The sequence below is a fragment of the Edwardsiella tarda ATCC 15947 = NBRC 105688 genome (genome assembly GCF_003113495.2).
GTDB lineage: Bacteria > Pseudomonadota > Gammaproteobacteria > Enterobacterales > Enterobacteriaceae > Edwardsiella > Edwardsiella tarda.
The window spans coordinates 2,263,026-2,284,163 of sequence record NZ_CP084506.1 but is presented as its reverse complement, the minus strand read 5'-3'; the positions used below and the strand labels follow the sequence as shown (position 1 = coordinate 2,284,163).

At 56.7% G+C, this 21,138-nt stretch carries 19 protein-coding genes; 12 read left to right on the top strand and 7 right to left on the bottom strand.

The window, feature by feature from the left end:
- Positions 1-86: 86 nt before the first annotated feature.
- The 4 genes from pyrD (at position 87) to DCL27_RS10590 (ending at position 2,743) form a co-directional block, all read left to right on the top strand.
- Positions 87-1,097, top strand: coding sequence for a quinone-dependent dihydroorotate dehydrogenase (gene pyrD, locus DCL27_RS10605; protein ID WP_005284357.1), 1,011 nt, complete (start codon positions 87-89; stop codon positions 1,095-1,097).
- Between the two features lie 174 nt (positions 1,098-1,271).
- Entirely contained in the window at positions 1,272-1,826 is a 555-nt protein-coding gene (locus DCL27_RS10600) for a cell division protein ZapC (protein ID WP_035596952.1), read from the top strand.
- A gap of 192 nt (positions 1,827-2,018) precedes the next feature.
- Positions 2,019-2,396, top strand: a complete 378-nt coding sequence (locus DCL27_RS10595) for a glycine zipper family protein (RefSeq protein WP_005284364.1) — start codon at positions 2,019-2,021, stop codon at positions 2,394-2,396.
- A 17-nt stretch (positions 2,397-2,413) separates the two neighbouring features.
- Positions 2,414-2,743: a YmgD family protein gene (locus DCL27_RS10590; protein WP_005284368.1), complete on the top strand. Its 330-nt coding sequence runs from the start codon at positions 2,414-2,416 to the stop codon at positions 2,741-2,743.
- A 144-nt stretch (positions 2,744-2,887) separates the two neighbouring features.
- On the opposite strand, the gene DCL27_RS10585 is transcribed toward DCL27_RS10590, so the two are convergent.
- On the bottom strand, positions 2,888-3,655 hold the full coding sequence (locus DCL27_RS10585) for a potassium channel family protein (protein ID WP_005292870.1): 768 nt from the start codon (positions 3,653-3,655) through the stop codon (positions 2,888-2,890).
- A gap of 305 nt (positions 3,656-3,960) precedes the next feature.
- On the opposite strand from DCL27_RS10585, the gene rlmKL reads away from it, so the two are divergent.
- From rlmKL to rmf, 6 genes are all read left to right on the top strand, one after another.
- Positions 3,961-6,078 (top strand): bifunctional 23S rRNA (guanine(2069)-N(7))-methyltransferase RlmK/23S rRNA (guanine(2445)-N(2))-methyltransferase RlmL, encoded by a 2,118-nt coding sequence (gene rlmKL, locus DCL27_RS10580; RefSeq protein WP_035596955.1) that lies wholly within the window; start codon positions 3,961-3,963, stop codon positions 6,076-6,078.
- Positions 6,079-6,081: 3 nt separating this feature from the next.
- Positions 6,082-7,992 carry an ABC transporter ATP-binding protein gene (locus DCL27_RS10575; protein WP_228594427.1) on the top strand — a complete coding sequence of 637 codons (1,911 nt, stop codon included), beginning with the start codon at positions 6,082-6,084 and terminating at the stop codon, positions 7,990-7,992.
- A gap of 86 nt (positions 7,993-8,078) precedes the next feature.
- Positions 8,079-9,338 (top strand): membrane integrity-associated transporter subunit PqiA, encoded by a 1,260-nt coding sequence (gene pqiA, locus DCL27_RS10570; RefSeq protein WP_005292874.1) that lies wholly within the window; start codon positions 8,079-8,081, stop codon positions 9,336-9,338.
- A gap of 3 nt (positions 9,339-9,341) precedes the next feature.
- The gene (gene pqiB, locus DCL27_RS10565; RefSeq protein ID WP_005284385.1) at positions 9,342-10,979 is read left to right on the top strand and encodes an intermembrane transport protein PqiB; all 1,638 of its coding nucleotides are present in this window, start codon (positions 9,342-9,344) and stop codon (positions 10,977-10,979) included.
- On the top strand, positions 10,979-11,545 hold the full coding sequence (gene pqiC / locus DCL27_RS10560) for a membrane integrity-associated transporter subunit PqiC (RefSeq protein WP_035596958.1): 567 nt from the start codon (positions 10,979-10,981) through the stop codon (positions 11,543-11,545). Before pqiB ends, pqiC begins: the two co-directional genes overlap by 1 nt.
- Positions 11,546-11,808: 263 nt before the next feature.
- Positions 11,809-11,982 carry a ribosome modulation factor gene (gene rmf, locus DCL27_RS10555; protein WP_005292881.1) on the top strand — a complete coding sequence of 58 codons (174 nt, stop codon included), beginning with the start codon at positions 11,809-11,811 and terminating at the stop codon, positions 11,980-11,982.
- A gap of 126 nt (positions 11,983-12,108) precedes the next feature.
- Here the strand turns inward: rmf and fabA are convergent, their stop codons facing one another.
- Complete coding sequence (fabA, locus tag DCL27_RS10550) at positions 12,109-12,627, bottom strand: bifunctional 3-hydroxydecanoyl-ACP dehydratase/trans-2-decenoyl-ACP isomerase (protein WP_005284391.1); 519 nt, start codon at positions 12,625-12,627, stop codon at positions 12,109-12,111.
- A gap of 68 nt (positions 12,628-12,695) precedes the next feature.
- A complete protein-coding gene (locus tag DCL27_RS10545; protein WP_181367142.1) occupies positions 12,696-14,444 on the bottom strand; it encodes an AAA family ATPase in 1,749 nt (582 codons plus the stop codon).
- Between the two features lie 203 nt (positions 14,445-14,647).
- On the opposite strand from DCL27_RS10545, the gene matP reads away from it, so the two are divergent.
- Entirely contained in the window at positions 14,648-15,106 is a 459-nt protein-coding gene (gene matP, locus DCL27_RS10540) for a macrodomain Ter protein MatP (protein ID WP_005292890.1), read from the top strand.
- A 452-nt stretch (positions 15,107-15,558) separates the two neighbouring features.
- Here the strand turns inward: matP and ompA are convergent, their stop codons facing one another.
- Both ompA and sulA read right to left on the bottom strand, forming a co-directional pair.
- A complete protein-coding gene (ompA, locus tag DCL27_RS10535; RefSeq protein WP_005292891.1) occupies positions 15,559-16,611 on the bottom strand; it encodes a porin OmpA in 1,053 nt (350 codons plus the stop codon).
- Positions 16,612-16,977: 366 nt separating this feature from the next.
- Positions 16,978-17,475, bottom strand: a complete 498-nt coding sequence (sulA, locus tag DCL27_RS10530; RefSeq protein ID WP_035596961.1) for an SOS-induced cell division inhibitor SulA — start codon at positions 17,473-17,475, stop codon at positions 16,978-16,980.
- Between the two features lie 221 nt (positions 17,476-17,696).
- On the opposite strand from sulA, the gene DCL27_RS10525 reads away from it, so the two are divergent.
- Positions 17,697-18,320 carry a TfoX/Sxy family protein gene (locus tag DCL27_RS10525; protein WP_005292897.1) on the top strand — a complete coding sequence of 208 codons (624 nt, stop codon included), beginning with the start codon at positions 17,697-17,699 and terminating at the stop codon, positions 18,318-18,320.
- Between the two features lie 25 nt (positions 18,321-18,345).
- Here DCL27_RS10525 and yccS read toward each other — a convergent pair whose 3' ends face one another.
- Both yccS and DCL27_RS10515 read right to left on the bottom strand, forming a co-directional pair.
- On the bottom strand, positions 18,346-20,484 hold the full coding sequence (gene yccS, locus DCL27_RS10520; protein ID WP_068869785.1) for a YccS family putative transporter: 2,139 nt from the start codon (positions 20,482-20,484) through the stop codon (positions 18,346-18,348).
- Between the two features lie 13 nt (positions 20,485-20,497).
- Positions 20,498-20,944, bottom strand: a complete 447-nt coding sequence (locus DCL27_RS10515; protein WP_005284424.1) for a YccF domain-containing protein — start codon at positions 20,942-20,944, stop codon at positions 20,498-20,500.
- Positions 20,945-21,138 lie beyond the last annotated feature (194 nt).

Genomic DNA, 21,138 nt, shown 5'->3' with positions numbered 1-21,138 from the left:
GGCCTATTTTGTCTTTAATCAATTCCAATTCGTCGCGACTTACCCGATAATAGCGCCCCGTTTGGCAACGGGAATCAGGAGATCTCATGTTCTACCCTTTTATCAGGAAGGCACTCTTTCAACTCGATCCGGAACGTGCGCACGAGTTTACCTTTAAGCAACTGCATCGTATCAGTGGTACGCCGCTCCTCGGCTTGGTGCGCCAGTCCGTGCCGAGTAAACCGGTCAGCTGCATGGGATTGTCCTTCAAGAATCCGCTCGGATTGGCCGCAGGGTTGGACAAGGATGGCGAATGCATCGATGCGTTGGGCGCCATGGGGTTCGGATCCATCGAGGTGGGGACCGTCACGCCGCGTCCGCAACCAGGTAACGAGAAGCCGCGTCTATTCCGTATCGTCGAGGCAGAAGGGTTAATTAACCGCATGGGTTTTAACAACCTGGGCGTCGATAATTTGGTCGAGAACGTCAAAAAGTCCCATTTCGGTGGCGTGCTCGGCATTAATATCGGTAAGAATAAAGATACACCGGTAGAGCAGGGTAAGGATGATTATCTGATCTGTATGGATAAGGTGTATTCCTATGCCGGTTATATCGCGGTCAATATTTCCTCACCGAATACGCCGGGGTTGCGTACCCTGCAATATGGTGAAGCCTTGGATGATTTGCTGGCCGCGATTAAAAATAAGCAGGCAGAATTACAGCAGAAGCATGCCAAGTATGTCCCACTGGCGGTAAAAATCGCGCCCGATCTTAGTCATGAAGAGTTGGTGCAGGTGGCCGATAGCCTGGTACGTCACGGTATCGATGGGGTGATCGCGACCAACACGACGCTGGATCGCTCGCTGGTCGCCGGTCTCAATCATTGCGCTCAAAGCGGGGGACTGAGTGGTCGTCCCTTGCAATTAAAGAGCACCGAAATTATTCGCCTGCTCTCCGCCGAATTACAGGGTCGCCTGCCGATTATCGGTGTTGGTGGTATTGATTCGGTCATTGCCGCGCGGGAAAAAATGCAAGCGGGTGCTTCGCTGGTGCAGATTTATTCCGGATTCATCTTCAAAGGGCCGGGTCTCGTTAAAGAGATCGTTAACTACATCTAACGCTTTATCCCTCCCTATTTAGCCCGGGACTTTATTTCTGTCGCGGGCTAGTCTATATTTCAAACAATCCGTTGTTTATTTATGCAGGCGTTGAGTCGATGGCTGACGGTAACGTGACATCGTTCGCCAGGATCGTTATGTTGCCAGGGAGTTTATGGTCAGGGGGAGTAACACATGAATATAAAGCCCGGGGATCGCTGGCGTTGGTTCTTTGATCAACAACACGATCGTCTGATGCTGGATTTGGCGAATGGCATGGTTTTTCGCTCCCGTTTTCCTGCCAAGATGTTGACGCCGGATGCGTTCGATGTCAGCACCTTTTGTCTCGATGATGTCGCTAATTATTATCACTTCCTGGAGCGTTGTCAGGCGTGTGAGCTGGAGGCGTCACTGCATACCGAACTGGTGCTCAACGCCCTGGTCGCGCAACGTTTTCTCAAGCCGTTGATGCCGAAGAGCTGGCACTTTACTTGCCAGTCGGGGCGTTATGTTCCATCGCTCGGTGAACTGGTCGCCGTGCAACTACAGGATGGGAGTGGCTGGGGGCGTTTGTTAGTGGTCGAGCCGGGTGAGCACGCTAGCCTATGTTTGCTGGCGCAACCACAGCTGGTGTTGGCAGGGAAGACACAGCGATTAGGCGAAGCGATTAAGGTGATGCACGATCGCCTGCTGCCGCTGCATCATGCGCCCCTGGTCGCCGCCTGCGATGCCTTGGCTTACGCCGGATAAGCGCCTTTCTTCTCGCGACGCCCCCTCCTTTTCTTGGGTCGCACGCCTTTAGGTAATAATCCTAAATTCCCGCTATTACCTGCCAAATTGTACTTTATTTAGACGAATATCCGGTATCAGACCCCAAGGCTAGGATTGTTCGTGTTATCATGCGCTCAATGGCAAACGTCACGATCATCAAGGGAGGTTGATATGTTTGACGCGTCAGGGAAATTCCCGTCAGCGCTAAGGAAAACGCTGATTGCAGTGACTACGGTGTCATTGCTGACTTTTTCAACGGCTTCGTTAGCCGGCCCGAGCCGCACCACTAAAGGGGCGTTACTGGGGGCGACCGCCGGCCTGTTGTCCGGTAATGGTGTTAACGGCGTGCTTAAGGGTGCGGCGTTGGGTGCCGGTGTCGGCGCCATCAGTGAAAAAGGTCATAAAGGCAAGAAAGCCCGTAAAGGGGCAACCATTGGGGCGACCGTCGGCGCCGTCGCGGGCGTTTTGTCCGGTAACGGCATAGAGGGCGCCATCAAAGGGGCTGTCGTCGGCGGTGCTGGCGGCGCGATCATCGGCCGGATCCAATAAAACAGAAGGAATTGCATGTGAAAAAGGTATTGTTCTTAGTTTCTGCTCTGGCTGCAGCGCCGACCGTATGGGCGCAATCTTACGACATTAAATCCGGTTTGCCGGCCGAAGTGTACATGACGTGTGCCGATGCTGGCGAGTTGGCTAAGACCGACAGCGCCGGGGTGGCTGAGGTTGTCGCTATCATGGGTAACGCCAGCGTTGAGAGCCGTGGGCTGAAGATCGCTAAGACTGCCGACACCGATAAGGCCGTCATCGACAAGCTGAATCAGGTGTGTGCGGCCGATCCGCAGATGCTGCTGATTACGGCGATCGATGACACCATGCGTGCCATCGCGCAGAAATAAGCCTGACTGAGCCGCGACGACGCGGCGGTTAGCAGGGGATCGGCGATTGAGTCGATGCCCAATGAGAAAAGCCAGCGGATACGCTGGCTTTTTGCTTGAAGGGCCATGGCGTGGGATAGGCAAATCCATGCGCGCGGCTCTCGCTTAGTGTTTCCGTCTCCTAGCCCTCCGGGCTCTTTTATTCTGCGGGAGGGCCTCGGTATCCGCGTTGGCTTCCTTCTCTTCCTCCTCCTCTTTGCCGCATAGCGGTGCCAGCTTGGGAAAGTCGCTAACGATACGGGCGATAAACACCAGAGAGTAAATATACCCCAGGAGCACCACCAGAATGGTCGCGTTACGCGCTGGCCAGGAAACGGCCACAATATCGCCATAACCGACGGTGAGAATACTGATGAAAGAGTAATAGAACAGATCATTAAACATCTGCTGCTGATCGCCGCCGATCCCCTTAAACGAGCCGGGATGTAACACTTCGATACTCGAGAAGATAAACAGACCGATATAGCCAATTAGCAGAAAACCGCTAAGGGCGGCCAGTAATACCTCGATATCGACGCGGGTGGCGAGAATGACTTTACGTACCACGGCGATAGTGACCAGGGTGAAGAAATACAGATATAACATTTTTCCCAGCACGACGAAGGGAACCGAGTGGGGGAAGAAGAGAAATATAACAATATTGACAATAATCGGCACCGTGACGAACTTACGATAACGGCGTAATACGACGTTAAAACCGGCGATCCCTTGTAGTGTCAGGCAGATTAGCGACTTGATTTGTAGATCGCCAATGTTGGGGATGAGGTTGATAAAAAATACGCCGATGAGCGAGGCAAATAGCCAGCCGAATTGATGCTGCTCGGCTTTGACGCGCAATGGAATATGGTGACGCTGGGGTTTCGTCCCGTGCATGATAACCCACCTTGCCAGGAGTCTGATGAAGAGGCAGCACGCCTCGATGCGGCCGGGCATTTAAGCATAGCCGTGGCTGGGGAAGTTAACAAAAATTGCCGCCGTCGTCGCTCGCTCCCTTGATTGAGGGGGAAAATATGTAAAAAAACGCGCTAGGGATGGCATGGCGGCGGGGAAAAGTGGAAAATGTCGGGTTTACTCTCACCGTGATCGTTTTGCTCGGCCTCTTCGGCGCTGTATCGATGGGCTGGCGGCGACATCCGTGAAAAAATCATCCATAACTGACTGATAGCGATAGTGAAAACATGAAATCTCTTTTTGCCAGCACCGCGCGCGGTCTCGAAGAACTACTGAAAAATGAATTGGAAGGGCTCGGTGCGCATGACTGCCAGATCGTCCAAGGTGGCGTGCATTTCAGGGGAGATGGGCGTTTGCTCTATCAAAGTCTGATGTGGAGCCGTTTGGCCTCGCGCATCATGCTGCCGCTGGGCGAGTTCAACGTGTACAGCGATCTGGACCTCTACCTGGGGGTGCAGGCGATCGATTGGACGACGCTGTTTGGTGTCGATAAGACCTTTGCGGTGCATTTTAGCGGTACCAACGAGGAGATCCGTAACAGTCAATACGGCGCCTTGAAGGTGAAGGACGCCATCGTCGATCGTTTCACCCGTAGTATCGACGCACGCCCCAGCGTGGCCAAACAAGATCCCAATATTCGCATCAACGTTAACTTGCAACGCGAGCGCGCCGTGGTGTCGCTGGATCTCAGCGGTGAAGGGCTACATCAGCGTGGCTACCGCGACTTGACGGGTCAGGCACCGCTTAAGGAGACGCTGGCGGCCGCCGTGGTACTGCGCTCCGGTTGGCAGCCGGGCACACCGCTGGTCGATCCGATGTGTGGCTCCGGTACCCTCTTGATCGAGGCGGCGATGATGGCCTCCGATCATGCGCCGGGTCTGCAACGTACCCGTTGGGGCTTTACTGCCTGGCTCGGCCACGACGCCGAATTATGGCAGGCGGTATGTGTCGAGGCGCAGCGTCGCGCGCGTCTTGGCCTAGAGCAGACCACTTCGCGCTTCTTCGGTTACGATCTCGATCGTCGCGTATTGGAGATGGCCCGCGCCAACGCCCGTCGCGCCGGCGTCGCGTCCCTGATCACCTTCAATGCGGGCGATGTGGCACAGCTGCATAACCCGTTACCCGAGGGGCCGCAGGGCACGGTCGTGAGCAACCCGCCCTATGGTGAGCGCCTAGAGAGCGAACCGGCGCTGATCGCCTTGCATAATACCCTGGGGCGCATCATGAAGCGCGAGTTCGCGGGATGGCAACTGTCGCTATTCAGTGCCTCGCCGGAGCTGTTGAGTTGCTTGCAGTTGCGCGCCGAACGCCAGTTCAAGGCCAAGAACGGCCCGCTGGAGTGCGTGCAGAAGAACTACCGTCTTAGCGCGACGCCGCAAGGCGAGGGCGGTGAGGTGGCACAGGATTATGCCAACCGCCTGCGCAAGAATCTGAAAAAATTTGATAAGTGGGCGCGCCAGCAGGGGCTGGAGTGCTACCGCGTCTATGACGCCGATCTGCCGGAGTATAATGTGGCGGTCGATCGCTATGCCGACAAGGTGGTGATCCAGGAGTATGCGCCGCCGAAGAGCGTGGATGCGCAGAAGGCGCGTCAGCGCCTGTTCGATGTGGTGAATGTGACGCAGTCGGTCATGGGGATCAGCGGAAACAACCTGATCCTGAAGACCCGCGAACGGCAGAAGGGTAAGAGCCAGTATGAGAAGCTGGCGCAGAAGGGCGAATTCATGGAGGTGCGCGAGTATGGCGCTCATTTCTGGGTTAACCTGACCGACTACCTGGACAGTGGGCTGTTTATCGACCACCGTATCGCCCGCCGTATGCTGGGCGAGATGAGCCGTGGCAAGGATTTCCTCAACCTGTTTGCCTACACCGGTAGTGCCAGCGTCTATGCGGGCCTGGGCGGCGCGCGCTCGACCACCACCGTGGATATGTCGCGGACCTATCTGGAGTGGGCGGAGCGGAATCTGCGCCTCAATGGCTTGACTGGCCGCCAGCATCGCCTGGTACAGGCGGATTGCCTGGCCTACCTGCGCCACTGCGAGGATAAGTTCGATCTGATCTTCATCGATCCGCCGACCTTCTCCAACTCGAAGCGTATGGAGGGAACCTTCGACGTGCAGCGCGATCATTTGGACTTGATGGCGGATCTGGCGCGTATCCTGCGTCCGGGCGGCGCCATCATGTTCTCTAACAACAAACGTGGCTTTAAGATGGATCAAGCGGGAATGACGCGACTGGGGTTGCAGGCGCAGGAGATCACCGAGCGCACCCTGTCTGCCGATTTTGTCCGTAACCGCCAGATCCACAATTGCTGGCTGATTACCCATGCCGGCGAGGAAAAATAAGCGATGTCTTTGATCAGTCTTTCTGGCGCCTGGCTCTCCTTTAGCGATGCGCCGCTGCTGGATAATGCCGAGTTGCATATCGAGCCGAATGAACGCGTCTGCTTGGTCGGGCGTAACGGGGCGGGGAAGTCGACCCTGCTGAAGATCCTCGGGCGTGAACTGGCGCTGGATGATGGGCGGGTGGTGTATGCCCAGGATCTGGTGGTTTCCCGCCTGCAACAGGACCCGCCGCGCGATGTCGCCGGTTCGGTCTTCGACTTCGTCGCGGACGGGGTAGCCGAACAGGCTCAGCAGCTACGCGATTACCACGAATTGCTGCGTAAGGTCGAGCGTGATCCTAGCGAACAACACCTGCGTCAACTGGCCGACTTGCAGGAGCGCCTGGAGCACCAGGGGATCTGGCGCATGGATACCCGTATCCGGGATGTATTGACCAAGTTGGGGTTAGAGGCCGACGCCGCGCTGTCGTCGCTCTCCGGTGGGTGGCTGCGTAAGGCGGCGTTGGCGCGTGCCCTGGTGTGCGAGCCGGATGTATTGTTGCTGGATGAGCCGACGAACCATCTGGATATCGATACCATCACCTGGCTGGAGGGGTTCCTCAAGGAGTTCAGCGGCAGCATTATCTTTATCTCCCATGACCGTGCCTTTATCCGCGCCATGGCGACGCGTATTGTCGATCTCGACCGGGGTAAATTGGTCTCCTGGCCGGGAGACTACGATGCCTACCTGGTCGGTAAGGAGGAGGCGCTACGGGTCGAGGAGTTACAGAATGCCGAGTTCGATCGGCGTTTGGCGCAGGAAGAGGCGTGGATCCGTCAAGGGATCAAGGCGCGCCGTACTCGTAACGAGGGGCGTGTTCGCGCCCTGAAATCGATGCGTCAGGAGCATGCCCAACGCCGTGCGCAGCAGGGGAACGCCCGGATGCAGGCCGAAGAGGCGCTGCGCTCCGGTAAGATCGTCTTTGAACTGGAAGATGTCAGCTACCGGTGCGGCGAGCGGACCCTGGTGCGAGACTTCTCGGCTCAGGTGCAGCGCGGCGACAAGATCGCGCTGGTGGGGGCCAACGGCTGCGGTAAGACCACGTTGCTGAAGCTGATGCTCGGCCAACTGGCACCCGATAGCGGCCGGGTACGCTGCGGTACCAAGTTGGAGATCGCCTATTTCGACCAGCATCGCGCCGAACTGGGCCCCGACAAGACGGTGATGGATAACTTGGCGGAAGGGAAACAGGAGGTGATGGTCAATGGGCGCTCTCGTCACGTGCTCGGTTATCTGCAAGACTTCCTCTTCCATCCCAAGCGGGCGATGACGCCGGTACGGGCGCTGTCCGGCGGCGAGCGTAACCGCCTATTGTTGGCGAGATTGTTCCTAAAACCGAGTAATTTGCTGGTGCTCGATGAACCGACCAACGATTTGGACATCGAAACCCTAGAACTGCTGGAGGAGTTGGTCGCCAATTATCCGGGAACGGTGCTACTGGTCAGCCATGATCGTCAGTTTGTCGATAACTGCGTGACCGACTGCTGGATCTTCGAGGGCGATGGGGTCATCGGCCATTACGCCGGTGGTTATGCCGATGCACATCAACAGCAGTCCGCCTCGCAGGCGTTGCGTCAGCCGGTCGCCGTGGTCAGCGCGCCGCCGGTGAAGGAAGAGGCGAAGGTGGAGCGCCGACGCAGCAACACCAAGCTGAGCTACAATCAGTTGAGGGAGCTGGAGCAGCTGCCGCAACGTATTGAGACGCTGGAGGAGCAGGTGAGCGAGCTGCAGCAGCGTGTTGCCGATCCGGCCTTCTTTACCTTGCCGCACGGCGAGACTCAACCGGTCTTGCAGGCGTTAGCCGATAGCGAGCAAGCGTTAGAAGAGGCCTATGCGCGCTGGGAATCCCTTGAAACGCAAAAAAACGCTAGCTGATTGAGGCTATAGTCGCAGGGATCATCATCAGCCTGATGGCCGCGCGGGGCGCGGCATGTCAGGCTTTTTTATAACTGGATAACGATATGTGCAATACACAGGATCCAGCCGACGCTCACATGCTCTGCCCACAGTGTGACATGTTGGTCACGCTGCCACGTCTGGCATGGGGAATGAAGAGCGTCTGTCCACGCTGTGGAACCACGTTGGCGATGCGCTGGCGCCACCCGCATCTTCAGCCGACGCTGTATGCATGCAGCGCTTTGTTTCTGCTGCTGGTGGCGAATCTGTTTTCGTTCGTCACCATGTCGGTGGCTGGGCTGAGCAACGCCATCACGCTGATCCAGATCCCGAGTATGCTGATGGCGGAGAACTATATCAGCATCGCGACGCTGTTTATGATTTTCGTACAGCTGATCCCCGCCTTCTGCATGGTGGTGATCATCCTGCTCTCTCTACGGGTACCGTTGCCTCACCCCCTACGGGTGGGGTTAGCGCGTATTCTGCTACAGTGCCGCACTTGGTGTATGGTCGAGATCTTTCTCGCCGGGGTATTGGTCAGTTTTGTTAAGTTGATGGCCTATGGTGACGTGGGGGTCGGTAGCAGTTTTTGGGCTTACTGCCTCTTTTGCCTGTTACAGGTACGCGCCTTTCAGATGGTCGATCGTCGTCTGCTCTGGGATGATATTGCGCCACAACCCCCCTGTGCCGTGCCCTACCATAGCGGAGAGAGCGGGCTACGCCAGGGAGTCCGTTCCTGCGCCTGCTGCACCGCCATTCTGCCGATGACGCAGCGCCAGTGTCCGCGATGCCTGACGACGGGTTATGCTCGGCGTCGCAACAGCCTGCAATGGACGTTAGCCCTGTTGGTGACGGCGTTGATGCTGTATATCCCCGCCAACTTATTGCCCATTATGGTGACTCAAGCGTTAGGCAGTAAGCTGACATCAACCATCATGGCCGGGGTGATCCTGTTATGGGGCGAGGGATCTTACCCGGTGGCGATGGTGATCTTCATCGCCAGTATCATGGTGCCATCGTTGAAGATCTTGGCGATCGCCTGGCTGTGTTGGTCGACCCGCCATGGCGTACGTCGCGACAGTGAGCGTATGCATACTATCTATGAGATTGTCGAGTTCGTCGGTCGCTGGTCGATGATCGACGTGTTTGTCATCGCCGTGCTCTCCTCATTGGTGAGTATGGGGCGTCTGATGAGTATTTACCCCGATGTCGGGGCGATTTTGTTTGCTGCCGTGGTCATCATCACGATGATCTCGGCGATGGTGTTTGATCCCCGCTTGCTTTGGGATCGAGAGGGCAAATTGACTACTGGGGAGCAGGAATAAGCGATGGTAGATAAACACGCAACGGCGCAAATCGAGCGTATTAAACGCTGGTCGCCGGTTTGGATCATCCCAATACTGACGGCACTGATCGGTGCCTGGATCATTTTTTACCATTTTAGTCACCAGGGGCCCGAGGTAACGCTGATCACGCAAAACGCCGAAGGGATCGTCGCGGGGAAGACGGCGATCAAGAGCCGTAGCGTGGATGTCGGTACGGTGGAGAGCGTCACCCTCAGCGATAACCTGGATCAGGTGATGGTGAAGGCGCGACTACAGAGTGGCATGGAAAAACTGCTGCGTAAGGACAGTACATTCTGGGTGGTGAAGCCGCAGATTGGCCGCGAGGGGATCTCGGGGCTGGGGACTTTGCTGTCCGGAGCCTACATCGAACTGCAGCCGGGATCGTCGGATAGCGAGCAGCGCGAGTTCAAGCTACTCGATCAGCCCCCGCTGGCGCCGCCGGATGCCAAAGGTATTCGCATCATGCTGGCCAGTGACAAGGCCGGGCAACTGAATCCGGGCGATCCGGTGCTATTCCGTGGTTTGCGTGTCGGTTCGGTAGAGACCAGCGGCTTCGATACCAAGGCGCGTAAGATCACCTATCAGCTGTTTATCGCCGCCCCTTATGACACCCTGGTGACCGAAAATGTGCGTTTCTGGGTGGACAGCGGCATCTCCTTCGACGTGTCGGCGCAGGGGATGCGCGTTCAGATGGGATCCTTGGCGACGCTGCTGAGCGGCGGCGTGAGCTTCGATGTGCCGCAAGGACTGACGCCGGGGAAAGAGGTGGCGAACATGAGCGACTACGTGTTGTATGACAACCAGAGTAGCATTCAGGATTCGCTCTATACCGAACACTTCGATATGTTGATGTTCTTCGCCGATTCGATCCGTGGCCTGCAGGTTGGGGCGCCGGTCGAGTTTCGTGGTATCCGCTTGGGAACCGTCGCCCAGGTGCCCTTCTTCGTCAAGGGGCTCAATCAGCGCCTCGATGCCGATTATCGTATACCGGTGTTGGTGCATATTGAGCCGGAGCGTATCGATACCAATATGGGACCGGATTTCGATCTGCGTAAGCATCTGCTCGCGATCCGCCATGGCGGTCTGCGGGCGGCGTTGAAGTCGAGCAACCTGCTGACGGGGGCGCTCTATATCGATCTGGATTTCTATCCTAATACCAAGCCGTGGAAGGGGCCGGATGTGATCGATGGTATTCCGCTGATGCCAACCGTCAGTGGTGGGCTGGCACAGCTGCAGCAGAAGGTGACGGCGGTGTTGGATAAGTTCAACGCCTTGCCGCTGGAGCCGATGGTCAAGTCGGCAACCGCAACGCTGAAGACCAGCCAGGATACCATGCGTAAGACGCAGGAAACTCTGGATGCATTGAACGGGATCCTGTCCAGCAAGGCGATGCAGTCGTTGCCGGCAGATCTGCGGCAGTCGCTGATTGAGCTCAATCGTACCATCAAGGGGATTCAACCCGGTTCGCCGGCGTATAACCAGATGGTGGGTGATCTCCAACACTTAGATCAGGTGTTGCGCGAACTGCAACCCGTGCTGCGCACCCTGAATGAGAAGAGCAACGCGCTGGTGTTTGAGGCACCGGCGGGGAAAGATCCACATCCCAAGGGAGCGAAATGATGAAGAGAGGGATGATCCTGCTGGCGGCTCTGGTGCTGAGCGCCTGTAGCGGTGCCGGCTCGAAGCAGTACTACCAACTGCCGGTCGAGCCGGCGGTGAGTCGTGCGGTGACGCAAACGGCGGCGCAGCCGCACCAGTTGTGGGTGCAGCCGGTGAATGTGGCCGATTTACTGGGGGGGATGGGCGTTGTCTATCAGCAGAGCGATGTGCAGTTCGTCACCGCCAGTAACAACTTGTGGGCCAGTCCGTTGAGTCAGCAACTGACGCAATCTCTGGTCGCCGGGTTGGGGGCGGCGATGCCGGGTTGGTTGGTTTCGACCCAACCCCTAGGCATGAGTCAGGATAGCCTGACGGTGAATATCAATGCCTTCTATGGCCGTTACGATGGTAAGGTGGTGGTCGCCGGTGAATGGCTATTGATCCACCAGGGGGTATTGACGCAGCGAGCGTTCCACATCGTGTTGCCGCAACAGGGCGACGGCTATGATGCGTTGGTGCGCACGCTGGGGCAAGCCTGGCAACAGGAGATCGCCGCGATGGCGGGGCAGATCGCCCGCGCCGGATAAAGCGTTACAGCGTGTAAATCCTCTGCATTAACGCGCTCGCCCCCCTGACTCGGTGGCGAGCGTTTTTTTTATGTCCCTCAATCGATTAACTGACCGCGGCGATAGGCGGTGTGCGCTAGCGCGCAGTCAAAGAGAAGAAAGTGTGATCGCTGGATAAATTTTCATCATTGACCTGGTGGCTAAAAATAGCTATTGGTTAAGGGTGGCGGCGGCTGCCGACCACTGTTTTCTTTCCACCAGTGTAATCATGAGGGAAAAAAGGCATGAAGAGACAGAAACGCGATCGTCTGGAAAGGGCACAGGCCCGAGGCTATCAAGCGGGCATTGCAGGACGCTCTAAGGAAATTTGTCCCTATCACTCTCTGGACGCTCGTTCCTACTGGCTGGGAGGCTGGCGGCAGGCCATGGAAGACAGGTCTCTCATTGCGGTAGCCTAGCGCGACCGCCACGATTCGATAAGCAGAACCTCCATTTCGTGGGGGTTCTTGCCCTCTAAGCGCATAGCTCGACAATAAAAAAACGCAGCATAGCTGCGTTTTTAATCCATAGACCGCCTTGCGCGTTTAGAAAGCGCTGGTGTCTTTGAACAGGCCAACCTTGAGGTCGCTGGCGGTGTAGATCAATTTACCGTCGACGAGCACCTCGCCATCCGCCAGACCCATGATCAGCTTACGGTTGATGACGCGCTTGAAGTGAATGCGGTAGGTGACCTTCTTCGCCGTCGGTAGTACCTGACCGGTGAACTTGACCTCGCCGACGCCCAGTGCGCGGCCTTTGCCTTCGCCACCCAGCCAACCGAGGTAGAAACCGACCAACTGCCACATGGCATCCAGGCCGAGGCAGCCCGGCATCACCGGATCACCGACGAAGTGGCAGGCGAAGAACCACAGATCCGGATTGATATCCAGCTCCGCTTCAACGTAACCCTTGTTGTGGTTACCACCATCTTCCGTCATCTTGATGACGCGATCCATCATCAGCATGTTGCCTGATGGCAGCGGAGGTCCGCCTGCGCCGAACAGCTCACCACGACCCGATGCTTCCAGATCCGCCTTTGTATAGGACTCGCGTTTATCTACCATAATTCTCGTCAGCCTTTATCCAATGAAGCGCCCATCTTAGCTAACAGGTGTACGCTGAACAAGTCCGATCAGCCACGACCGAACCAGTTTAACCAGCGCAGCGGCCAAGGCAGTTGGCGCCGATCTAACAAGGGGTTGGCGGCGGCGATACGCGCCTGGATGGCGCCCAACAAGCTGGGGCCATTCTCGCTGAGATAGGCGACGCCGGTCAGTAACGGCAGGGCATCCTCGGCGTTCTCGACCGCCCAGAGATGGAAGGTTCCTGCCTTGACCGCCTCGACGACCTCGTCGCTGAGGCAGAGGTGACGGACATTGGTCGCGGGGATGATCACCCCTTGCTTCCCGGTCAAGCCACGGCGTTGGCAGGCCTCGAAGAAGCCTTCGATCTTCTCGTTAACGCCCCCGATGGGCTGCACATGGCCGAATTGGTCGACGGAACCCGTCACGGCGATCTGTTGGTCGATGGGGACCATGGCCAGGGCACTGATCAGCGCGCACAGTTCGGCCAGGGAGGCGCTGTCGCCATCGACCTCACCGTAGGATTGCTCGAAGACCAGCGAGGCGGAGAAGGGCAGTTGCTGATCCAGCTCCAACTCGGCGATCAGGAAGGCCTGCATGATCATCATCCCCTTGGCATGCAGATTGCCACCCAGTTCGGCTTTACGCTCCACATCCGTGAACTCGCCGTCACCCTGATAGACCACACAGCTGATGCGTGACGGCTCGCCGAAGAGCAGGGGATGGCCGGGATACTCCAAGACGGACAGGCCATTGATCTGGCCGATGGCGGCGCCTTCGGTCTCGATCAGTAACTGCCCGATCTCGATCTCATCATGCATGCGCTCGGCCAGATAGCTCTCGCGCCAACGACGGGCAGTTTGCGCTTGACTGAGCGCCTCGGCGTTGATGTGTGGATCGGCATACAGCGCGGCTTCGCGCAGTAGGCGCCCTAGCATGACGGGATTGAGTGGCAATAGGTTCTGATCGCCGCTATAGCGTACGGCGCTGCGCACCAGCAGTGGCCAGGCGTCTTGCTCGATGGGGGGAAGGTGTTGCTCGGCCGCCAGGGTCGTGACCAGGGCGCACCAGCGCCGCATGTCCTCCTCATCCATCAAGGGCATATCGACTTCGAACTCGCCATACAGCGCGCTGGCGCACAATTCGGGTTCCAACTCTTGGAAGTCGGCCAGCCCCTCGCGGTCACTGACCAGCAAGATCTTTAACTGCAACGGCATCTCGGGGATGGACTGTGGCAATGGCCGACTTTCGTCCGGCGCTAGCCACTGAAAACGCCCGCTGGTGACGAACTGTTTGAGGCGCATCCACAGTAGCGGCTGTGCCAGCAAGGTTCGCAGCGATAGGATCAGTACGCCCCCGTTGGCTTGATGCACCAGGCCGGGCTGTAGCTGGAGCCCGTTCTTACTCTGGCGCACGGTGCCAAATAGCTGCTCACCCTCACACCATTCGGCGCTGAGCACTCGCTGGCTGGCCGCCAGGTTATCGCTCGGCTGTGTGGCGGGCGCGACACGAATCTGGTCCGGTGTAATATCGTAGCGGCTACCATATAGCTCGCCAGGGGGCAGTAGTGCCTCGACGGCGTGTTGCAGACGCGTGAGGTGCTCACCATCGCAGTCAGCCTTGACCAGCATAAAGGGGCTGGGGGCATGGGCGTGGCAGAAGTGAGCCAGGCTATTCTCCAAACGGGGCTGATACTCGGCAAAGGTGATGGCCGACAGCGCGGCGGCACTGCTGAACACAGAGGTATAAGGAGTTGTATCGGGCAGTAGCGATTGCCACTCTAGTCGGAAGTTGCTCAACGTTGTCAAATCATCGTCAGTCAGAAAAAAACAATTATACAAGAATCCGCCTGGCTGCACAGGAAACTCCGTCTGCTGAGCGGGAGGATTGTGGGCTTTGTCGCCGACAGGTTAAATTTTGTGCTTTCTGCGGATTTTGATACGGCAAAAGTGAAAAAAATTGTTATCCTTAGTCATAAGTTACCGTGTCACGAGCAAACGATATGAAATATCAACAGCTTGAAAATCTAGAGTGCGGCTGGAAGTGGAAATACCTGGTGAAAAAGCAGCGGGAGGGGGAGTCGATTACCCGTTATCAGGAGTTGAGCCAGGCTCAGCAGGCGGTGGAGCAACTGTTGCGCTTGGAGCATGAGCCGGTAAAGGTACAGACGTGGATCCGTGAGCATATGGATCCGGCCTTGGCTAATCGGATGAAACAGACCATCCGTGCCCGTCGTAAGCGCCACTTTAATGCCGAAAACCAGCATACGCGCAAGAAATCCATCGATCTGGAGTTTTTAGTCTGGCAGCGTTTGGCGGCGTTGGCACAACGGCGGGGGAGTACGCTATCCGATACCATCGTACAGTTGATCGAGGATGCGGAGCGTAAGGAGCAGTACGCCAATCAGATGAGCTCGTTAAAACAGGATTTACAGGAATTTTTACGCGGTACCCAAGAGTGATGGGGGGCTTCTTGCCCGTCGCGAGTGGCGGGAGAATAGCGGCCATGCTCCTGTGACGGCGTTACGTTATTACCATAACGCATAATATTATCTATAATTAATCGCTTTATTATCTATACATAACGGATGTGATAACAGTCGCTAACGGCTTTATTTCGTGCGCATATTCCTAAAAAGAAAAAATAACGACGCTCTCCATATAAAAAAGAATAACTAAGCACTATCACCGTCGTTTGATTATTGCCTGCGCTCAGCGCGATCCCCTGCGGGAAATTAAAGATCGAGCGGATGAGAGAGGCTAGGGTAAGAAAATAAGCGGGGCTTGCTGGATGAATAGCGCGCATCCGGCGGTGTCGACGGGGACGTTAGCCGTGATGGCTCGCCTTGTGCTCGCTATGATAGCGCGATAAAAAACCCCGCAGAGCGGGGTTTTTATGCAAAGGTTATCGTGATTAAGCCTGCGGCTGAGTCACTTCGTCTTTGATGCCTTTCACTTCGATAACAACACGACGATCCGGGGCCAAGCAGTTGATCAGGGCAGCGCGCGGCTTCACGTTGTCACAGGTAGCACCGGTAACCGGATCCGCTTTACCCATACCACGGGCGGTGATCTTGTCAGCCGGGATGCCTTTAGAAACCAGGTAATCAACCACGGTCTGAGCACGCTGCTTAGACAGTTTCAGGTTGTACTGGTCGGAACCGATGCGGTCGGTGTAACCCAGAACGACGACAGAGCCGTCTTTCGGATCCATGCTGCTCAGCTGAGTGTACAGCTGATCCAGCGCCTGACGGCCTTCGGCCTTCAGGGTGTATTTGTTGAAGTTGAACAGGACGTCAGACTTCAGGGTGAAACGCTTGGTTTCAACGATCGGAGCCGGAGCCGGAGCCGGGATCGGAGCCGGAGCAACGACATCATCCTGACCGAAACGGTAGACAACGCCCAGGCTCAGCAGGGTGTTGTCCGGACGTGCGCCGGTCTGGCTGCTGGTGCCGATCTTGTTGACATACTGATAATCCAGACGGGTTGCCCAGTCTTTGTTCAGTGCGTACTCAACGCCGATCGCGGCCAGCGGAGAAACGCCAGTGTCATGACCAGATACATAGTCGGTAGCGTCAGATGCGTGAGCATCGGCGCGCCATACCATGCCGCCCAGACGGGTGTAGACGTCCAGGTTATCCATCAGCGGGTAGCTCAGTTTGGCAGCCAGCTGGATACCCTGTGCCTTGAACTTACCGTTCACGTCACCGGTGTAGCCCATGCGGCCCAGCCAGTCGTAGCCCATTTCGAAGCCCAGGTACGGATTAGCCTGGTAACCGAAGAAAGCACCGGCGCCCAGCTGATTCGGATGAGACTTCGTGGAGTCCATATTCTCAAAGCTGTTACCGATGTAGTGGGACCAACCCAGTTTACCACCTACGTACCAGGTATCGTCTTTCGGAGCTGCCTGAGCTACGGTCGCGAAACCTGCCAGTGCCACTGCTAATGCGATCGCTGTTTTTTTCATTTTGCGCCTCGTTATCATCCAAAATAGGCAATGAGCTATGTATAACACTAGCTCTTAGTTTAAAACCCTTTATCCGGCTGCCACTCAGTTTTATTACGCTGTTAGTCAGGTAATAATTATAGATATTCCACACAGCCGTCGTGATAACAAGTCTACAACGAGATTAAAAACTTACAAGTACGATGTGATTAGGCTCACCAAAAAAATTTTCTAGACGTGCACTTTGGCTAACAGGTGATGTTTTTTTGTTCATGGGAAGATGTGCCCGCTTCTTATGCCTTTCCCCGTTACACCCTGGTTTTACTATTATGGGAAAACGTATTTTTATCTTTACCGTGTGTATTCTTGGAATTGTCCTAAAGTGCTTCAGTGGAATTGTTCAGTCCGTCGCTTTATTGCGCGATGGCCTGAGGGAGATCGTGTTTCCTCCCAGGGCTGCATCAGGAGGCCGATGCTATTGCCGGCCTTTGCCGCCTGATTGAGACGCAATCGCTCACTCGCGGTGAGTGGCGGTAACCATCCGAGTACCACACTGTAGTTGCCGCTACGCAGTGCCTGTTCCATGGCATGGATCGCCTCACCCGCCTCGGCGCGTTGCAACTGCATCACTTTATTTACCGGTACGCCGCAGGCGGCGAGCCACTGCTTATTGGGCTTGTGTTGCGCGGTGATCCACAGTTGCCAACGCGATTGTTCTCCCAGCTGACGCAGCAATGGCGGCAGCAGCAATGATAACAGCGGTTGTTGATCGCCATAGCCGAATTCACTGACAAAGCCGCTTTGCGGCATCATCGCGACGGGTGAATAGGCGGGACGGTTGAACAGCGTGCGGTCAGTGGCAGGAGGCAACGAGGAGGTACGCATAATCGTGTTCTCTATCTGTATACTGTATGTCTATACAGTAATTCCAGCCTGACCGAAGATCAACCTATTTTTTTGAATGAGCCTCGCATTTATCGGATGTAAAACCACCTGTGCTCCGTTTGTGTATTGGGCGTTCATGCGGGATTAGTTATGTTGCTAACGGTTTCCCGTGACGACCTGATTAAAGGTCATTAATTGTGATGATTATTAAGGAGCTACGCATGAATGGATTGCTCGATGAAAAGCGTAGGGTTGCGGAGTCGCTGTTTGCGGATCTGGGACAGGTTTCGCAACGATCTCAGTTCGGTGGGCTCGGAGTCTGGTGTGATGGGGTGATGTTTGCCTTAATTGCCGAGGGTGAGCTATACCTGCGGGGCCGGGAGGCATTGGGGCGAGACTATGCGGCGCGCGGCATGTGCCCCTTTATCTATACCAAGCGCGGTTTCCCTGTCCGTCTCAATTATTATCGGGTGGATGCGGCGATGTGGCAGCATCCGCACAGCCTTGCCGATCTCCTCCAGCGCTCATTACAACAGGCGCGTAGCGATCAGGCCTCGCGTCTGGCGGCGATGATGCGTCTGCATACACGCCCTAATATCTCCATCAATATGGAACGGCGCTTGTACCGTATCGGTATCTATTCACTGGAGGATCTCGCCCGCGTGGGGGCGACACAGGCCTTTAGCCAACTGAAAGAGGCCAACCACCAAGTCGACGATCGTGTGTTGTTCGACTTGGCGGCGGCGGTGCAGGGCTGCCATAGCGCCGTCTTGCCACGGCCGTTAAACGAGGCGTTACGCCAGTGGTTGCAGGGCAACGCCCATCGCTGGCGTTATAAGAAGTAGCGCTAGTCAGATGGTTGCCAAGGGATCATACCAGCGATTTTTTTAGCCGGGTAAGTTCGGGCAGCAGCGCCAGCATCAGGCTGATCTGCTGCCGTACCAGCTGTCCGGTGCTATCCCCCGAGCGATCGGCATCCTGTAGGCGTTGATGCAGATGGTCGAGCGCCTGGCGCACGCGGGCAGCCAACGCTTCATCCTGGTAGTTTAGCGCATCGTCTATATAGCAAACCGCATCGTCGAGTAGCGCGAGAATGACCGGGTCATCCAGGCGCTGGCGATGGGCGCCGAGGGCGGAGATGTAGCTTAACAGGGTATGGTTGATCCCTAATAGGCGGAAGGCGGCCTCCTGCGACGGGGAGGCGTGGCGTGGCTCCAGTGACATGTTGGAGACGACGGCCGCCAGTTCGGCATCACAGTTGTGTGCATCGCGTCGGGCGATGCGGTACTCCAGTGCATTGGACTTGCCCTGGTGATATTGCACCAGAATGGCATCCAGATAGCGGCAGTCGGCATTCAGCGTGCGGGCGATCACCGCCGGCAATTGGCGGAAGTGCCAGTCTGGCCAGATAAAGGTCACCGCCGCCCAGGCAATGGCGCAACCCAGCAGCGTATCAAACACCCGTGGCCAAGCGACCTCGAATCCCTCTCCCAGGAGGTTGAAACAGAGTAAGACCAGCAGAGTAATAAACATGGTGGCGTGGGCATACTGCACGTTGCGAAAGGCAAAGAACAACACGCCACTGATCACGATCAGTAGCAGTTGCCCCTCCAACGAGGGGACCAGATACAGCACCGGTAGACCCAGGAGGATGCCGGCCAGCGTCCCGACGATACGCAGCCACAAGCGGCGTTTCGTGGCATGGTAGTTGGGTTGGCAGACGAACAGGCTGGTCAGCATGATCCAGTAACCATGTCGCATGCCCGATAATTGGATGAAGGCATAACCGGCGACTAATACCGCGGCCATGCGTACCGCGTGGCGAAAGAGGGGCGATTGTGGGGTGAGGTGGCGGCGGATACGTAACACCATATCGTGCCAACCGGTGATGCGATCTTCGGCGAGCGTGCTCTCTTCCGCCTGTGTCTCCGCCAGCGTCTGCTCCGACTCGATATTCGCCAGTTGCGCATCGATGGCGCGCAGGTTAATCAGTAGATTGAATAGTGACTTGACCAAGACATGCTGGCGGCCATGCTGGGCTGCGAGACGCTCCAGCGTCGACTCCAAATGACAGAAAGCGCGCTCGAAGCGAGCGTCGTGCTGGTAGTGTTGCACCAGGATGATGCTCTGGGCGAGTTGCGTACAGGCGCGAGCCTGGAGCATCAATAGGCGCTGGAAGCGGAACAGCACGTCGCTGTAACGGAACATCTCACACAGTTGTTGATATTGAAAGTGCGAGGAGCTGGCGCGTTCGTGGATATCCTGTGCCACGAAGTAATAGTGCATCATGCGCCGTGTGCTGCGCTGGCCACGATCGCCGCGTAGACGAGTGAGCAGCGTGAGTTTGGTCTGGTTGAGGGTGCTGACCAGGGCACTATTCGCCATGGCGACATCGATCAGCGGTTGATCCATCTGCTCTTGATCGGGATCGAAAAGATTGGATTTGGCATCCAGGTAGGCGGCCAACTGGTTATAACTGCGTGCGATCCCCTCCTGTACCGGGCGGATAGGGAACAGCAGATGGGCGATCAGCGTCAACAGGTTGTACCACACGGCGCCCAGCAACAGCAGTAGAGGCTGTTGGTACCAGAAGTGGTACATCGAGGTGCCTAACATGGTATAGATGGCGATCAGCAAGGCGCCGAAGGCGATGGTCGCGTAGCGTTGTCCTAGGGCGCCGAGTAGGATGAAGCCGACCGTCGACAGCATCAGGCCGCAGGCGAAGAGCCAGGGGTAGGGGAACAGCAACTCGATGGAGGCGGAGGCAATGAAAAAGCAGACCAGGGTGATGACGAGATTACGCAGGCGCCCGACCAGACGGTCGTCAATATCCGTCAGCGCGGCCGCCACCACCCCCAGCGTCAGGGGAATGGTCAGGCGCGGCTGTTGCAACAGCCAAGGAACCCCGGCCGCACCGGCCAGGGCGATGAAGATACGCAGGTTATACAGCAGTGCGCTGTTATAGGCGTAACGGCGCAGGCTGGGCGCGAAGGCGACAAATACCGACATGGCTTAATGCGCGTTACTGAAAGCGGCGGCGGGCGTTGGCCTGACGCATTTCCTGCGCGACTTCGACCGAGACGACGCGGCGTCCGACCGGCCATAACGCGATAGCGGCGATCTTGAAATTGGCGATGCCGACCGGAATACCGATCAGTGTCACGCATTGTACGATACCCGCCGCGATATGAGTCAGGCAGAGCCACCAACCGAACAGCACCAGCCACAGGATGTTGAGTAGGGTTCCCCCGGCACTGAGCAGACCATTCTTCCGCTCGGGATAGAGGTCATCGACATGTACCGCCTCATTGCCATAAGGCAGCAAGGAGAGCTTGGTGATCTCCCAGCAGGAGCGCGTCAGCGGCAGGGTGATGACCAGTAAGGCGCTCACCACGGTCGCCAGTAGCCAGCCCAAGGTGGTGATAAAGCCGCCAAGCACAAAATTCAGAATATTCAGTACGGTTCTCATTGGGATCAACTCATTAGGATTAGGGCGGTTACGACGCGTCAGTTTACCCTGTTTCCTCGCTGGCCGGAATGTGGTGCATTGCGTTTTAGTCGCTTTCGCTGGCGTCGTGCGCGTTCAGCGGATGAGGGAAGGTGCCTAGAGCCGCCGGCGATTCCTGAGTAAACTGTCTACATGATGGCGTCAACACGGGTAAA

What these genes read in the sequence shown, in the direction of transcription:
- DCL27_RS10600 (WP_035596952.1), top strand. Translation starts at nt 1,272, where the DNA reads ATGAATATAAAGCCCGGGGATCGCTGGCGTTGGTTCTTTGATCAACAA.
- ompA (WP_005292891.1), bottom strand. Translation starts at nt 16,611, where the DNA reads ATGAAAAAAACAGCGATCGCATTAGCAGTGGCACTGGCAGGTTTCGCG.
- rlmKL (WP_035596955.1), top strand. Translation starts at nt 3,961, where the DNA reads ATGAAATCTCTTTTTGCCAGCACCGCGCGCGGTCTCGAAGAACTACTG.
- DCL27_RS10575 (WP_228594427.1), top strand. Translation starts at nt 6,082, where the DNA reads ATGTCTTTGATCAGTCTTTCTGGCGCCTGGCTCTCCTTTAGCGATGCG.
- DCL27_RS10585 (WP_005292870.1), bottom strand. Translation starts at nt 3,655, where the DNA reads ATGCACGGGACGAAACCCCAGCGTCACCATATTCCATTGCGCGTCAAA.
- yccS (WP_068869785.1), bottom strand. Translation starts at nt 20,484, where the DNA reads ATGTCGGTATTTGTCGCCTTCGCGCCCAGCCTGCGCCGTTACGCCTAT.
- pqiA (WP_005292874.1), top strand. Translation starts at nt 8,079, where the DNA reads ATGTGCAATACACAGGATCCAGCCGACGCTCACATGCTCTGCCCACAG.
- fabA (WP_005284391.1), bottom strand. Translation starts at nt 12,627, where the DNA reads ATGGTAGATAAACGCGAGTCCTATACAAAGGCGGATCTGGAAGCATCG.
- DCL27_RS10525 (WP_005292897.1), top strand. Translation starts at nt 17,697, where the DNA reads ATGAATGGATTGCTCGATGAAAAGCGTAGGGTTGCGGAGTCGCTGTTT.
- pqiB (WP_005284385.1), top strand. Translation starts at nt 9,342, where the DNA reads ATGGTAGATAAACACGCAACGGCGCAAATCGAGCGTATTAAACGCTGG.
- pyrD (WP_005284357.1), top strand. Translation starts at nt 87, where the DNA reads ATGTTCTACCCTTTTATCAGGAAGGCACTCTTTCAACTCGATCCGGAA.
- matP (WP_005292890.1), top strand. Translation starts at nt 14,648, where the DNA reads ATGAAATATCAACAGCTTGAAAATCTAGAGTGCGGCTGGAAGTGGAAA.
- DCL27_RS10515 (WP_005284424.1), bottom strand. Translation starts at nt 20,944, where the DNA reads ATGAGAACCGTACTGAATATTCTGAATTTTGTGCTTGGCGGCTTTATC.
- pqiC (WP_035596958.1), top strand. Translation starts at nt 10,979, where the DNA reads ATGAAGAGAGGGATGATCCTGCTGGCGGCTCTGGTGCTGAGCGCCTGT.
- rmf (WP_005292881.1), top strand. Translation starts at nt 11,809, where the DNA reads ATGAAGAGACAGAAACGCGATCGTCTGGAAAGGGCACAGGCCCGAGGC.
- sulA (WP_035596961.1), bottom strand. Translation starts at nt 17,475, where the DNA reads ATGCGTACCTCCTCGTTGCCTCCTGCCACTGACCGCACGCTGTTCAAC.
- DCL27_RS10595 (WP_005284364.1), top strand. Translation starts at nt 2,019, where the DNA reads ATGTTTGACGCGTCAGGGAAATTCCCGTCAGCGCTAAGGAAAACGCTG.